Below are 16,715 nucleotides of genomic sequence, written 5' to 3' on the forward strand. Positions count from 1 at the left end.
TAGAGGCACATACCCGAAGCTTATATTTTCCGGCAGGCTCTGTATCTGCAACGTTATTCCTTAGTTCAAACTTTAAAAGCTGCAATTTTAGCATGAGGTATTGTCAAGTTTATAGCATCAGAAACTTGACAATCCTCCAATGCCGGGTTTAACCGCACACTTATGACAAAATCCAATAATTATTCAGCCAACTCCAAATACCTGCAAAATGCATTTGCAAGCCTCATCTGACTGGGACTTTTACACTCCGGCTCGAAAAGCTTAGGACTAGCCACTAAGATACAAGCAGACCTAGCACGTGACACAGCTACATTTAATCTGTTCAAACTGTATAGAAATTCCATACCTCTCGGTGCGTCCTCTGGCGTAGACGTACTCATTGAAAAAATAACAACAGGAGCTTCCTGCCCTTGAAATTTATCAACTGTTCCAACGTGTACACCATCCGGCAAACCGTCTGTTAGGCCTATAACCTGGGCATTATAAGGGGCAATAATCATTATATCTGCCAAAGTAAGCACACGCCTTACATTATTCCCATCAGACCAAAAGACGTCGCCTTTAATAAGTTCAGAAATTATTTCCGCAACGCGAACGACCTCTTCTGATGAGGAGCTTTGGTTTCCTTCATGTATAACCGGTTCATACCACAATCCAGCACCATGATATTTTGTGTTTCCATCAAGTAACTGATGTGCCATGTGTGGCTTTGACAATAAACGACCTTCATAGAAAAGCTCAGAAGTAAAAGCACAAATATCAGGATGCAACCGCCACGTGGTATCTAAGAATATCCCTCGATCTGACGGAATTGTTTTTTGACCATCTAAAATATGTTCAAGCGCGGAAACTTCTGTTCCTTCCGGATGACTACCCTGCTGAGGTTGTTGCAACTGTTGCGGGTCTCCCAAGAGTACAATATTTTGCGCAGCAAGCGATACGGCCAAAGTATCAATTAATGATAACTGTCCTGCTTCATCAACAAAAAGTACATCTACTGAATTTTCAAAATCTTCTTTTGCCCAAAGCCAAGAAGTACCTGCAGCAACATTGGCCTGACCTGAAAGAAGTGCTTCTAACACTTTCTCATTCGTGGTGACCTCCAATAACTTTGGATTTCGATGTTCTGATATTTCTTTTACCTTCTGGACACAAGTCAAATCAATACCTATTTCATTCGCAGTTTTGATAACTTTATCCAATAAACCACTTATAACCTTGTGACTAAGAGCAGTAATACCAACCTTTTTCCCAGCTGTAATTAAAGAGATTATCATGTTTGCTGCGGTATGGCTTTTCCCAGCCCCCGGAGGCCCTTGGATAGCCAATACACCTTGGTTCAAGGTTAATGCTAACTCAACAGCAGCTTCTTGTGCATCGGCTGGTAAAATGTTTTCATGGGTTTTTCTCGGAGGATTTTTTAGCAGCAAATCTCGCCCTGACCTGAATTCGCCAGCAGCATCTATTCCATTGTTAGCAACCCAGTTAGCAAGGCGGAAAATCGCCTGTTCCTTCACAGTGTCGTCTACAATCGTATGTTTAAATACAGAAATGGAGTGGTTATCTTTAATACTTGGCCCCTTTCTTATGTTGATTACACGACTAGCAACGTCAATTGTTTCAACTGTTCCGGCACTAGCACCATCGCTATTCTTTAAAACATCCCCTTTTCGAATATCACAATCTTGCGCAGGATACCGATAGGTGTCGATGACGCTTCTCTTATCCAATTCTCTCGTCCCTGTGAAGTGTAACCCGGCAAGAGCAGCTTTTTCTTCAACTAATTCTTCTGGGGGTAATGCCAATAGCCGAAAATACTCCCACCAAACAGCTTTTTTCTCCCGGCGATACCAGTCCAGCATGTTAGCCAGCAACCACCTAGCGTGTTGCTCTTCACTTCTTTCTTCAAAAGTAACCGGAACATCATGAGCAAGTCTCTCATATAATTCCTGAACACTTAATTGATGTTCTGTGAGAGCTTCACTCGCTTCCCCAGTAATAATTTCCGGTCTTAAAATTTCATTCCCGTCGATTAACAAGCCTTCTCTGATAGTTTCAAGCCAATTCCGCAACTGTTTTGTCGATAAACAATCCTCTTTATTATAGATTTCAATAGCCTGAATTGTTTCCGCTGGTATCCTATCACGATGATTTATTTCGATTAGTCTTTCGAATGTTCTCAAATGGTGAGAAGCGTCTCGAAGCTCCATTTCACGTCGAAACTGATGAAAAACTTCTAATTCTTTCAATGAATAATGTTCTATTCCAGCACGTAACGCTTGCTTTGTAATGCTGTAAATATCTATAAAAATACCACCCCGAAGCATTTCATCAATTTCAGCCTCTCTGGTTGCATATTTTCCCATCAGACGCTTCAGGGCGCTAGGTTCGTAGGGTGTATAATGGTAGATATGGAGATCAGGATAAGTTGCCCAACGCTCCATCACCATATCAACAAAACTCTCAAACGCCTGTTTTTCTTCAGAGGCGTTGAGTGCCCATATTTTATGGTATGCATCGTCGTTTCCAAATACCCATCCAAACAAATATTCTAATCCAGTCCTCCCAACAAATGGGTCACCCTCAAAATCAAAAAAGATGTCACCATCTGAAGGTTCAGGAAGCCTGTAAACGCCGGATAAATTATTAAGAGCTAATAGCTCAAATACGGGTAGTTGAGTATTCCTTGCCTGAAGTTGTACACGTGCTTGCTCCCTCACACGTTCATATGTATCAACTGATCCTCTTGCCGGAACTTGCACAAGCGGTATTGGTATATTTGCTAGACCTTCTAACGTACTTACTCCCCATTTATTAATTTCAACAGATTGTATACCGGATAGACCCGCAACAAAAGACAGGTGATCATCATCCCGTCTGCGTCGATCACATTTTTGCCACCATCTGCAAATGTCACATTGAGGGACTGGATTTGGATAGACTTCGTTTTCATCTTCATTGATCGCATCTAGCAATCTTTTCTTCATGAGCCGGTAATAAGCTAGAAAATCATCAAGCCTAAAAGAATGCGTGCTGAATCCATTTTCCGGTGTCATAACATGCATGTAATCCGGCATGACATCTTGAATTTCAGCAATCAATTCAGAATAGAGGCATATTTGCAAAATGGTTCCTGAACGGGTTTCATTTGCTAGTTTTGAATCAATTACTTCATATGACCAGTTGCCCAATCGACTTGGCTTATCAATTTTTTTGAGAAAATCTGCCCGACCTTGCCAGATACCACTTTTTAAACTTGCTTGATAAATTATATCTGCACCAGATTTCATTGCCGAAATTGTTCGCTCTACTGCATCAATGTCATCAACGCCTTGTTCAACTATGCTATATCCCTGGCTTCTTAAATGGCTTAAATATTCTTGTTCAAATTCTAACCCTCGCTCCTGTAAAATAGCGAGTGATGGATCTTGATAAGTAGGCTGGTCAATGAGTCCTTGGGCAGCCGCAAGATCTAAATATGTTAAATGGCGACATGAACTATGATTAGAAAGGTCTCCTGCCGATAAGACAATGCCATTTTCTGTGTTTCTCATCGTGTTTTCTTTCCATGGAGGGTAAAATACATAAGTATATTAATTACTTAGCTCCACAAGTTCAACTTTTTTCTTTTGTAATTCAATATTCAATTCTACTTTTTTATTAAACTGTTTGCTTTTCTGGATAGACACTTCAAGTTTGCGTATGGAGGTATTTAGATCCTTGATACGGTGCTCATACGCAACCAGCTCTGCTAAATTTTTAACTTTTCCAGACCACTTAGACAGCTGCTGACAAAAATCAAAAAAAATGAAGTCCAAACTTCGTTTTAAATTAAGTTGATATGGCACCCAGGTCGGATCTATCCATTCACTGGAAAATGTCCAGTCAATCACAGCATTGTCAGGATTTAGCGGGTGCGCGTGTTTCTGGCTAGCTGAAAGACGTATTTTTTCTTTATGATGGAGAAAAAAAATGATCGGATAAGGAATAGATTTATCTATAATATGCAGCAATTCATCTACACCATCTGCTTTTTTCAAATCAATTGAAAATATTTGAATTTCTTTAATATCGGTACCACTCAAATTGAGTGTTTCCTTACTGAGTTTATTTGTCCATCGAATTTTTTCAATTAAATCGGTAAACTTCTTCTTTTGATTAGTGGTTATGTACCGCTCAAATGCACTTTTTGGAATAGTCTTTTCGACTTTAGTATTAAAAGGAAGATCGAAGATTTCCATTATTTAATCACGATATAAGTAACAAGACTAAAATCCTCAATCCCTTTTAATGAATCTGTCAATGCAGTTGTTCCACCTGCTGAAAAAAGGCTAAGGACTTCTTTTTCTTCATCGACCTTTAGAATTGATCCAATCCCTTTTTGCAAAAGCTCGGTATAAGTCTGCATTTTTCGATATTCATTTGTTTCGCGACTTAGTTGATTACACAACTCTTCAACAGGTTCTGTCTCTCCTTTACAAAGCAACCTAATCGTATCCAATACTTGTTTAGATTCAAGGTGCCCGTGGATGATCTCGCCACTTGCGTTCAAATAGACTAAGTAATAGGGATGCAAGCGATTATGCTTGTCAATATTGATCTCGCTATTTGTATTTCTTAAAACATAGATAACACCCTTTTGGCTCGAATCCTTGGCCTTTACGACTGCATGAAGCCCTTGCGGGATGTTTCTCAGATCACCGAATATTTTAATATAATTCGATAGGTCAACCCTAAAGTCATTGAGTCCTAAATCTGTTATACTTACTCCCTCCTTTAAATCCTCTAAATCTACAACTTCGTCCTGGAGTTTCATGAGCTGGATCTTCCGATACTCGAGATCCTTTTCATCGGTGTTCAAAATATTATCATCACCAGTACTTGCCATGTTACTGATCAACATCTTATTCTCAACTCTTTGTTTTAGGTTGATATACTTATCCAAGGTCATATCCGGCCAAAAGTTGACCATAGTTATATTGCTATTTATCGACCCAATTCTATCTATGCGCCCAAAGCGTTGAATGATCCGAACAGGATTCCAATGAATATCGTAGTTAACTAGATAGTCACAATCTTGTAAATTTTGCCCTTCTGAAATGCAATCCGTTGCAATCAGAACGTCAATACTCTCCTCTATATCAGGCATGACTTGAACCTTGCCTTTTGAAAGTGGTGAAAAGCATGTCAATAACACATTTAGATCAGACGGAATAATTTTGGCAGACGATTGACGCTTCGATCCTGTTATGAGTGCTGTATTAATTCCATACTTATCCTTTAAATACTGCTTTAAGGAGTAATATAGATAGTTCGCTGTATCTGCAAAAGCTGTAAAAACAATAACTTTTCGATTGCCAGGATTTAAAGGATTTTCAATTTTCTCAGATATTAGATTTTTTAATTTATCTAGTTTCAAATCTGCGTGTCCCACTACTTCTTTTACATCAGATAGCAATTCCTGAATGACAAATAGATCGGCAGATAAGTCTTCTGTCCAACGCATCTTATCGATATCTGCGATACGCACCTTCACTTTTTTACCGATAACCTCTTCTTCTTCTCCCCATTCAGACTCCCAATCAAAATCTTCATCGGATGCATCTGCTTGAATTCCTGATAACGTTTCTGCATCATTTTTTGATATTGAGGCAATCGCCTCCTCAATCTGCGCTTTTATATTTTCAAGTGTAAGGCTAAATGAATCCGCCGAACTCTCAATCCGCTTCAGAAGATTAATTCGCATCAACAACTGTAAGCTACGCTCCCTGTCTTGTTGAGTGAACGTGCCAGATTTTACCTTCTTATCATACTTGGCTGCGTAAAACGGAATTTTGCTTGGTAAAATATAGTTCAATGGGGAATAGACAGACAAATTGAGTAGCTCCAGTCTACTGGCAATTTCTTCGTAATTAATACCCGCTCCCTCTTTAAGGGCACTTTGTATTGACAACGGTTTATTCCTGACAGGAAATTTACCGATATCAGTAGTATCATAGTAAGTTGTAATATGTTTCCTAGAACGGGCAATTGTAAGACTATCCAAGATTTCAAAAAAATCAAAATCCAACATTTCTAACAGACGTTCCGTTGTCCGATGTTCTGTGGAGAACTTGGACCAAGAATTGAACGCTTGCTGTGCTCTTCGGAAAACCAATTCGATACCAAACTCAGTATCAAGCTTTTCATCTATTTTACTCGCGGACCCTTCGTATGCTAAAGCCAATTGGTTTCGCAGATCGTTAAACCGATTATTTACTGGCGTAGCTGACAGCATTAAAACCTTCGTTTCGATCCCTTCATTTATAATCTTGCGTAATAACTTCTGATAGCGATTTTCTTTTCCGACAACCGTATTATTATTCCGGAAATTATGAGACTCATCAATAACCACGAGACCATAATTTCCCCAATTCACATTCTCCAAGCTGCGTCCGTTACTGACACCTGTTTCACGGGATAAATCCGTATGAAAAAGAACGTCATAGCCGAACCTGTCCTTTGCAAGTATATTATTCTTATCATTGTGACGGTACATATTCCAATTAGCTTCTAACTTCTTTGGACAGAGTACAAGGACGTCTTTGTTTCTCTTTTCGTAATATTTAATGACACCAAGCGCTGAAAATGTTTTTCCTAAACCGACACTATCTGCAATGATACAGCCATTATACTTTTCCAGCTTATTAATAGCTCCAATGACAGCATCTCTTTGAAAATTATACAACTTGCTCCAAATGACAGTTTCCTTGAATCCAATTGCATCATTGGGCAGGTTATCCATAGACAAGTCACTTAGGAAATCCTGAAACAGATTATATAAAGTGATAAAATAGATAAATTCCGGACTATTTTCTTTGAACGCATTTTCAAAATACTTTTGAACGGCTTGTGTAACATCCGTTAAGCTTACATCATTTTCCCAAACTTCGTTAAACCACTCAAGATATGCGCTGCTTTCAGGAAATCCAGTTTTTTGTATCAATGTCGGAAATCCTTTTCTGGGTGTAATACCAAGATCAGAAGTCGTAAATCCATTGAGGTTAGTATAAGCAGTTCCATCACCTTCGCTACTGTCTACATGAAGCATACCCAGGAGCGGCTGATTAGACTGATTATTTGATTTAAATATAACTTTGTCTTTGACCCAGTTACTGCACTCCTTGGCTATCGCACGTTGATTGAGCTCGTTTTTAAGACGTAACTCAAACTCACCGCCACAGATATCGGATTCATTATAAATATGTGGAATATAAAATTCGCGCGATTCCTTCTGGAATTTCTCCTCAACAAAAGTGGGAGAAGTGAATATAAATCGTAATTCCTCAATCCCTTTTAATTCTTTATTTAAAGCTTCGTAGGCATATATAGAAAAAGAGGACGCAGCAATTGACAATTTGCTGCCCCTTTTTATTTCTTCTTTTAAATCATCGCCTAAGCGACTTTTAATATTATCAAGGAGTTTCATTTGAATTCCAATTTTTACAAAGAGAAATAATAATCTCTTATTTTATCCGCCATTAGCCTCCTCCGTCGAAGTAGAAAATCATTGTAATCATCGATTTTCATTTGAGTAAATTCCTCAGGAACGCAATTCATAGCCAAGTTCTCCAACAATTCCTTATTGGAGGAAATGCCACTAATCATTACATTATTTGAAGATAATTGATTGCCAATTAGATCAAAATACTCTTTCGGTGACTTGCTACCTACTTTGATATTAATTTCCGACTGCATATAAACGTAGTTCGCAATTTGATTGTATTTGCTCTTATCCAATCCATGTTTCTTTAAATAATCTTTTGGAAACAAGTGGTGTATATCCCCGCGAAGTAAAATCATATTGCTGACCAACACATCCTTTGATAAGAAACCCTTGTCGTTCGTCTTGACCTGCGCAGCCAGAAAGATGTGAAAATATGGGCTACTGGAAACTGGTGTATCCAAGCTCTGCGGTAAAGATGCATTCCAAAATGCGTCTGAAAGTTCTCCGTCTTCTTTCTCTTTCAAATATTCATCGAACGGTTTCTGAGAAATTTGCTTAATGTCAAAATCAAATAAACTTTCAGCAGAGCCAGAGTACCGCCCCGTCAATATTGAAAAGACTAACCATCTCCGAACATAGTGCTCAATCAGAACCGGGTTTACACTTTGATCTTTTAGTTTCAAATACAGAACATAAGCAAAGTTTATAGCATTTTGGGATCTTATTAATTTAGGTGATACAAATCCGGCAGATTTAACAATCATCAAAAAGCGTTTGTAATTTGTTTCATTGACAAAATTCAAAACTCCTTTTTTTAGAGAAGCGAACGATTGTTCAGCGATGCTTTCTTCAAAGGTTCTCGTTTCGAAATTTCTTCCCGATAATAAACTTACTAAATCCGAAAGTCTGCCTCTGTTGAATTGGGTTGTAAAAGCCACCCTAATTAGGTCATTATAATCGGGATCATATAAATCTTCCGTTTCGTTTCTCAACCATTGTATCTTCTGAAAAAAATCCGTTTTGGTAAATGCCTCGTCATTATCTACAATATGCTTATAAAATTCAGGTGCCTTAGCCAGATGGCAGAAATAATCTATCGCTTTTCTTAATTCATTACCCTTATATTCCGTATTAGAAGCTATTTTACTCATAGCAAAGTCAGCCTGACTTAGTACCACTCCTTTCGAATTTATACGGATAAATATTTCTGTTACTGTTTCAATATCTAAATCATGTGCTAGCTCAATTATCCCGATTTGTTTTTTTGGAATATTAGCTAAGTTAGTAAACGCACTGTCTACTGAATCTTCGTTGGCGTCAGGGTTTAACTCCAAATAGTTTTTTACTAACCGAAAGGTTTTAACAGAACCATTTATGATTTCTGAAATATCTGGCACCCAGGTTTTATCTTTAAGTATAGCTGGATTCTGAACTTCAAATTTCTCTGTTATCGGGTTAAAAGCAATTTTAACTTTTATTCTTTTGTAAGTTTTGTCTACAACATATTGTCCTAATATAGCTGCGGTTAAAGCAGTAACCCGCTGTTGACCATCGATCAGAATCTTTTTCCCCTCACTTAAACTTCCGTCCTTTAATCTTACATTCGGATTTCGCCATGCAATCACATAGCCAATAGGAAATCCTTGATACAGACTATCCAACAGATCTCGTACTTTGGTACTATTCCAGACAAAAGGCCGCTGGATCTCTGGAATCGCAATCTCACCAGAATTTACCCAAGCAAGTAGCGTGTCTATGAGGTGTTGGTTTACTGAATATTTTTGCATTTAGCTACTTCGCTTAGGTGATAGGTGAGGATTTACTTTACTTGAACGATCTCCAACAGTTGTTCATAACTGCTAACCTTTGAGAATTGCACCTCTTGTCCGCTAATGGTTTTAAAGTGCTCAGAGGCGCAATGAATTTTTAAACTTTCTATTTCTCTGAGCTCCAAGTTTGAATCAGAACCCTTAGTTTCTGCTACAAAATATATGTGTCTTACGGATTCCTTATCAAATACGATAGCCCAGTCCGGACTGTAATTGGCTACTGGTGTAGTAATATAGAAGCTTTTAGGTAGCTTGGCATATACAGAGACTTGCTTACTGCTTTCCAGAGCCTCTGCAAAACGAGCTTCTGTTTTAGAATCTGTTGTCAGGTAATCATAAATATGCTTCTTAAGGAATTCTGATTGACGAATAGCTGATTTGTCATTCGCAAATACAGTTTTAGCGTCATGCCTTTCTTCGGTCTTGTGATAAACGATATTATTGATAATAAGGCTTGCTTTCACTTCATTGATCAACTTCGCAGATTTGGCAATGAATTCTTCCGGGTTTTTTCGAATAAGAATAAACTTGTCCGGATTAATCGTTTTCAGAATCTCAACTATTGTCCGGCGTGTTAAGTTGGTGAGCTTGACAATTTCACCTACGATATCATAAACTGTGTTTGTGTAGATATCAGATTTCAATTTCTTGTTTTCGCGGGCAGTTTCCTTAAAACCTTCCTTTTGAATGAGCTCTTCCTTTGAAGTTTCTTTTAGTTCTCCACTGCGTACTTCATAAGTACGTTCGGCAATGTGTAAATCGGCATTGATACGTACCTTTGCATCCTTAATTAGCTTCTCAGTATCAAACTGAACTTCGTAAATCGTTTTAAGATTTATTTTACTCCATAATTCTTGAAACTCTTTCTTATAAAAATTGGGATTTATCGCAACGGTAATATTATCTCTATCATTTTCCGGAACAATTCCTGCACCTGTATAAATAGACCTCAGCAAGCTAGTTAAACTGATGCGATACTGTTCCAGATTTTCCGGAATTGGAACCGTGTTACCTTCAATACACTGACGACCCTCAGCGGTGATTTTATCATCTTCATCCAGCACATCATGCTTGTAAAAAAACTTGTTCAGCTTCTTTGCTTCTTCCGAAGTTAGACGCAGCTGGTTACCTTTCTCATCGATTATTAACCGCCCCGCCAGGAATTCCACAGAAACCTTCTGTGGCCGATCTTTAAGAGTTTCTGCAATTTCACTTTGCAAACCTTTTGCAAACACCTCGTAGCTTTCTGAGGCAACAATAGTAAGCTTGTTAATATCGTGGACTTGCTCTCCGACAGTTTCATAATCCTGTCTGATACCATGATCATTGACACAAAGACGCATACCTCGCCCAACTTCTTGGCGACGGCGTATATTCGCGTCTGAGTGTTTGAGTGTGCATATTTGAAAAACGTTAGGATTATCCCAACCTTCTTTCAGAGCAGAATGAGAAAACAAAAAGCGTGTGGGTTCCAAAAAACTCAATAACCGTTCCTTGTCCTTCATGATCAAATCATATGCACTGATGTCATCGGTGTCTTCTTTTCCGCGCTTTAATGCTGGATCAACAAGTTTTTTATTTTTATCGATTGAAAAATACCCATTATGCACACGCTCTGCATCATCACGTCCCAGATATTGTGCATAACCATCAGGCATATATCCTTTGTGAATTTTACCTGGATCTGTATCGGATAAATACTGGTTATAGTCTTGATGGAATAAGTCGATGTAATCATTCTTTATAAGATTATACTCTTCTTCAAAAATCTTAGCATACTCGCCAAGTTGCTTTTCCCCATTCTCGTCATAGACACGATATTTTTCAACTGAATCAATAAAAAAGAGAGAAAGTACCTTAATACCCTTTTCGAAAAGATCTCGCTCTTTACCAAAATGAGAAATAATTGTTTCTCGTATCTGAATGCGGCGAAAAGCTTTTTCATCCAGATCCCCAACTGCATCACCTGCGACAATTTCCTGGCCATTGATAATAACCTTATTGAAATAGCCGTCTACTTCCTGAATAATCCAGTTTTTATATTGAGGCATCTCACCGGAAAGTTCGAAAAAATTGGCTCCTTTTTCCAGCCGTTCTCGAACACGTTTCAAAGATGTGCCACTTCGTTTCTCGTATTCGATTATTGCAATTGGTGGTTTGTTGGTGGAAAGCTGTATCTGTTCCAGATATAAGTAGCCCGTCGTACCTGCGCTGCCTTTTAGGCTAATCCCTTTCACTTGGATCTTTTTTACTAACTTTTTATTGTAAGCGTCCAAAGCGTCTAATCTATACACTTTGTTATATTCGTTCTTATGAGTAGCCGAATAACGTAAAGTGAACAGTGGACGAAAGTCCTGCATACTTTCCAAAGTTCGATCACCATCTACCGACTGCGGCTCATCGATGATCAAGATCGGATTAGTTTGCGCTATGATTTCAATAGGGCGCCGCGATGCAAACTGATCCAGTTCCATATATATTCTTCGAGCATCTTTGCCTTTTGCATTGAAAGCTTGTGTGTTGATTATCATCACACTGATGCGGCTATCAGATGCAAAGTTTTCGATATCCTGAGGTCGGGAGGAGTTATAAATAAACGGACTAATACGGTGTCCGTATATTTCCTGAAAATGATCCTGTGTAACCTCGAAGGATTTGAATACCCCTTCCCGAATGGCTATACTCGGTACAACAATTATAAACTTACTCCAGCCATATAGCTCATGAAGTTCATACATAGTTCGGATATAGGTATAGGTTTTACCAGTGCCCGTCTCCATCTCAATAGTTAGATTATAGCCAAGCTTCAGGCCCTTGGGACGTTCAAGTTTATCACTTTCCTGAACATCGTTCTGACCTTGTACCAACTTTATATTTGCCAACAGCTGGTCGTCCGTAATTTGAATTGGACGATTGCGATATCCAATCGCTTCCATTACATCCATATCCATGTCAGTTTGCCCTATGCTCGCTACCTTAGCTTTACGAATAAGCTCTTTACTTTTTTCCAATGTAAAACGGTTGGTTTCTCTTGGCTGACCAGCAAAGCAATCCGTAACTGCCTTGACTGCCTGAACTTGAAAATCCTGTTCTTTGAATTGTAATTTCATAGCTAGATTACGCGCATTTCAGTTTCAGGACTCAATTGCTTTAATAACTGTCGAACATTTTCTTTCGAAGTATCATTTTTAAAACCCTTGTCACGGAATACAATACGCATCGGTTTGTAAGCGGCAACTTCTTTTGCAAAATTCTCGTCGATATCTTTGTCAAAACAAGTCATTAATGAATTCTGAGCCACTTGAAACACCCGTTTCTCCGAAATAACTAGCTGTTCAATTTTGTAAGAAAGTGGTAATCCCCAGTCTAGCATAACTTGCGCTAAAAGATCGTCGGCGGTACGCTCCGGTTTGATGTTATCTGAAAAAATATCTAGTTGATCCTGGCTGTAATCCTGAGGTCGATAATATACATCCTGCATATTACTCTCATCTAGTCGATATACTCGAAAGCCAACATCAAGCCCCTTTTCCTTTTCGTCACTAAAATCAAGTTCACCTGATTTTAGTAATGTCATTTTTTCTTTAATTTTTTTCCCTGCTCTGCGAATACGCTCTTTCCCAATTTCCGCAATATTTTTATAACCTGCCTTATAGGCTTCACTTTTCTCATTTGTTAACTCTAAAAGTTGAATCTGAATAATTTTCAGATGGAATGAGTTAGAAGCATTGAAGTCGAATATTGCATGCGCTGTTGTTCCTGACCCAGAAAAAAAATCCAATACCACATCTTCACTATGAAGATTTGATATATCTAATAGTCTTCGAATGAATGCAACAGGTTTAGGGTGATCAAAATATTTCATTCTATCGAATAAATCATTTACTTCCCTTGTTGCCTTTTTATTTCCATCAATGTCATTCCAATTATTTGATGCATATTTTACCGACTCTCCTATGTAATGCTTTTGATATACTTTCCATATATCTTCCTTATCTTTTGTAATTTTTTTCCATTCGATAAAACCATTTGCATTTAATTTATCGAATGTATCTTTTCCACATACCCATCTGCTTTCCCATCCCTCAGGAGCAAGCGGATATACATGAGTGCCGTCCGGCGCAACTACTGGAAAGAACATTGATGGCCTATCTTCTCTTCGATTTTCACCCCCAGTCCTTCTCAAAGATCTCAGCAGATATTTCCCTTTAACATCTTCCTGGTCATATATTTTCAAATCCGCCTCATCCATTGCTAGTGGAGAAAATTCAAAACTATCAGATTTCGCATAAATGATTACATAGTCCACCTCACTAGAGATTTCCTTGTTTCCACTACCCATTCTGGTTCCAGTCGATCTTATTATTGTTCCTCTAAAATTTGCTTCTCCGAAAATTTCGTCACAAACTTTACGAAGATTATGAATTTCATTATCGTCAATCGAAATGAAAATGACTCCGTCATCACTGAGTAAGTTTCTTCCTAACTTTAAACGAGGATATATCATGCTTAACCAATCAGAATGATATCGTCCAGAAGTCTCCGGATTGGTTACCAGGCGGTTATTTAGTTCATCCATCAACCCACTATCTTCTTTGAACTGATCGGCATCTTGGGTAAAGTTATCTCTATAAACAAAGTCGCTACCGGTGTTATATGGTGGATCAATGTAGATCATTTTGATCTTACCAAAATAACTCTCTTGAAGAAGCTTCAAAACTTCTAGGTTATCACCTTCAATATAAAGGTTTTCGGTACTGTCAAATTCAACAGACTCCTCACGCATTGGACGCAGCGTTTTTGTCGTAGGTAGGTTAGCAGTTACTATCGCCTCCCTCTTACCTGGCCATTCCAGGCGGTAACGTTCTTTATTTCCTTCGATAATTTGATGGTTAAGCTCCTGTTTAAGGAGATCGAAATCCACGGCCCTACCGTCGGCTGTTTCTGTCACACAATTGGGAAATAAAGCGGCCAGGGCTTCTATATTTTGTTGCACCAAGTCGGTGCTGGCCATGTTGAGGCGTTCAGGATGGCTATGTTCAGACATAAAGGGCAATTCCAGTTATTATATATTTTTTCGAGTATTACCCATGTAAGGGTTATTGCAAAGTATGTATCTTCTTAGATACTTTCAGTTAACTCCCAAAGTAAACAAATTTAGGTATCCCAGTGCTTAAATTATAAAATGAAAAATGAGATATTCTAATTAATTGGTATCTATTTGCATTAATATTGCGGTGATTAATGCGCCTATTCACCGCATTTGATGCAATAATTATCTTGACAATGCGGTGAGACGCTGATATATTCGATGCATAATATGCGGTGAAAGTATGTATATCTATCAAAGGCAATACTGGACCAATTTTACTTGGGATACCCTTGCTATTGCGGATTTGCTCGGTACGGTTCGTTACAAGCAAGGACGATTAACAGGACGAATGGAAAACCTTGGCTTCTCACTTCGAAAAGAAGCTCTATTGCAGACATTGATGTTAGATGTCCTCAAAACTAGTGAAATCGAAGGAGAAGTTTTAAATGCTGAACAAGTAAGATCCTCACTTGCTCGAAGACTTGGAATGGATACTAGCGCATCGGCACCATTCGACCGCCAGGTCGACGGTATGGTTGAGATGCTTCTTGACGCTAGACAGAAATATACAAGACCACTTTCTGAAGATCGTCTCTTTGGCTGGCACTCGGCACTGTTTCCATTGGGGCGTAGCGGAATATACAAAATCGATGTGGGACAATGGCGTGATGACACAACCAGACCCATGCAGGTGGTTTCTGGTGGAATGGGACGCGAAAAAGTACACTTTGAAGCTCCATCGTCCGAAAAAGTACCTTCCGAAATGAGCGCATTTATAAGTTGGTTTAACACTCATCTTAATCAGGATGCTGTGTTAAAAGCAGCTATTGCTCATTTATGGTTTGTGACCATACATCCTTTTGATGACGGTAATGGCCAGATAGCACTGGCAATTACTGATTTGCAACTTGCAAGATCTGATAATGCCGCGCAACGGTTTTACAGTTTGTCCGCACAAATCCAACAGGAACGCAAAGATTATTATGATATTCTTGAAAAGACTCAGAAAGGCGGTCTGGATATTACAGAGTGGTTAATCTGGTTCTTATCTTGCCTTGACAGAGCAATCACCTCAACGGACACAACACTAAACACTGTATTAACAAAAGCGCATTATTGGAGTTTCCTATCTACAAAAAAAATTAATGATCGTCAAAAAACGGTACTTAATAAGCTTCTTGACGGTTTTGAAGGAAAGTTAAATACTTCAAAATGGGCTAAAATCACAAATGTATCTAATGATACCGCATTGCGAGATATTCTCGATCTCCTGGATAAAGGAGTACTTACGAAAGAAGACGCTGGTGGGCGGAGTACTAGTTATAGATTGCAAGAACTAAACGATAAGAAACTTTCACCGCGTTCCTAAAAGTCCACGATTTAAAGTTAGAATGTCATTATCATCTCCTTTGAAATCACCATCGTCAGTTATAATCACGAACTGATTATCTCTTGCCAATTTTGATATGGTATAGTCAGTAAAATCAAGTTGAGTTGGTGGATTGTCCATGAGCTCATCCAATGAAGTACCTGCAAAATTATCGGATACGGTGAGAATATATTCGCCATATGCATTCATATCAGCCAATAGGAGACCAAAATCCTCGTTATACTGAGGGTGAGCTCTATAAGATAGTTTGAATAAGAGATTTGGTCTATCAGCATGCTTAGGATCAAATGCTGTCGGAAAATTTTTCGCGAACTCTTTCATGAATACATCCTTCATCATTCTATTCACTACCTCCGATAAGACTGATGATGGTAGTATTATTCGTGACTGCCCATCCGAATTCATCCGTGCTATCTTTTCAACGAACTCAATGTAGGACTGTTGATAACTCTTCTCTGTTCCTGCTAGCAGGAATATCCAGACATTAGCATCTAATAAGTAGTTAGTATTTTTTTGGGGAGAAGCCCCCCTTACACTAGTAACGGAAGGCATTCTTACGCAGGTTCAAGAGCTGAAGACAATATTGCAGAGTAGTCCTGAGGGTTTAATGACCTCTCAATCACCTTTTTCAGCATCGACGCAATAAAAGTCCCATTTTCGATACCATCATAACGAAGAAGTGCATCGATCTTTTCCTGAGGAAATTTCTTATATAATCTACCCACACTTGAATTCAAAAATAGCGTCGAGCAATTTTCGATACCAACAAATGAAAGGACTGTCTTGTGATCCTGGAGCATCTCTGCTTCAAGCAACAAGTATACTTGATACCCCTCATCTTGAAATGCCGCAGTCTTACTCCGAATTACATCAAAGATTTCTATCGTGTTCATAGTCAAGAGGCTATTATTATTTATA

General features: G+C 38.6%; 9 protein-coding genes. 1 reads left to right on the forward strand and 8 read right to left on the reverse strand.

Annotated elements, in window-relative coordinates:
* Window positions 1–179 precede the first annotated feature (179 nt).
* From AC1XUO_RS18325 to AC1XUO_RS18350, 6 genes are read right to left on the reverse strand one after another with little or no spacing between them, the layout of a single operon-like run.
* The gene (locus AC1XUO_RS18325; protein WP_483331226.1) at window positions 180–3,554 is read right to left on the reverse strand and encodes a TM0106 family RecB-like putative nuclease; all 3,375 of its coding nucleotides are present in this window, start codon (window positions 3,552–3,554) and stop codon (window positions 180–182) included.
* 39 nt (window positions 3,555–3,593) lie between these two features.
* Entirely contained in the window at window positions 3,594–4,241 is a 648-nt protein-coding gene (locus tag AC1XUO_RS18330) for a DUF4391 domain-containing protein (RefSeq protein ID WP_483331227.1), read from the reverse strand.
* Window positions 4,241–7,468, reverse strand: a complete 3,228-nt coding sequence (locus AC1XUO_RS18335) for a helicase-related protein (protein ID WP_483331228.1) — start codon at window positions 7,466–7,468, stop codon at window positions 4,241–4,243. Before AC1XUO_RS18335 ends, AC1XUO_RS18330 begins: the two co-directional genes overlap by 1 nt.
* Before the next feature lie 14 nt (window positions 7,469–7,482).
* The gene (locus tag AC1XUO_RS18340; RefSeq protein WP_483331229.1) at window positions 7,483–9,273 is read right to left on the reverse strand and encodes a GmrSD restriction endonuclease domain-containing protein; all 1,791 of its coding nucleotides are present in this window, start codon (window positions 9,271–9,273) and stop codon (window positions 7,483–7,485) included.
* A gap of 32 nt (window positions 9,274–9,305) precedes the next feature.
* Window positions 9,306–12,425: a type III restriction-modification system endonuclease gene (locus tag AC1XUO_RS18345; RefSeq protein ID WP_483331230.1), complete on the reverse strand. Its 3,120-nt coding sequence runs from the start codon at window positions 12,423–12,425 to the stop codon at window positions 9,306–9,308.
* A 2-nt stretch (window positions 12,426–12,427) separates the two neighbouring features.
* Window positions 12,428–14,362, reverse strand: a complete 1,935-nt coding sequence (locus AC1XUO_RS18350; protein WP_483331231.1) for a site-specific DNA-methyltransferase — start codon at window positions 14,360–14,362, stop codon at window positions 12,428–12,430.
* Between the two features lie 286 nt (window positions 14,363–14,648).
* Between AC1XUO_RS18350 and AC1XUO_RS18355 the strand changes: the two genes are divergently transcribed.
* On the forward strand, window positions 14,649–15,776 hold the full coding sequence (locus AC1XUO_RS18355; RefSeq protein ID WP_483331232.1) for a Fic family protein: 1,128 nt from the start codon (window positions 14,649–14,651) through the stop codon (window positions 15,774–15,776).
* On the opposite strand, the gene AC1XUO_RS18360 is transcribed toward AC1XUO_RS18355, so the two are convergent.
* Window positions 15,762–16,349, reverse strand: a complete 588-nt coding sequence (locus tag AC1XUO_RS18360; protein ID WP_483331233.1) for a hypothetical protein — start codon at window positions 16,347–16,349, stop codon at window positions 15,762–15,764. The two genes, AC1XUO_RS18355 and AC1XUO_RS18360, sit on opposite strands and share 15 nt — an antisense overlap.
* Before the next feature lie 2 nt (window positions 16,350–16,351).
* Window positions 16,352–16,690 carry an STAS-like domain-containing protein gene (locus AC1XUO_RS18365; protein WP_483331234.1) on the reverse strand — a complete coding sequence of 113 codons (339 nt, stop codon included), beginning with the start codon at window positions 16,688–16,690 and terminating at the stop codon, window positions 16,352–16,354.
* Window positions 16,691–16,715 lie beyond the last annotated feature (25 nt).

It is taken from the genome of Dyadobacter sp. HNCC25DJ186 (genome assembly GCF_056895235.1).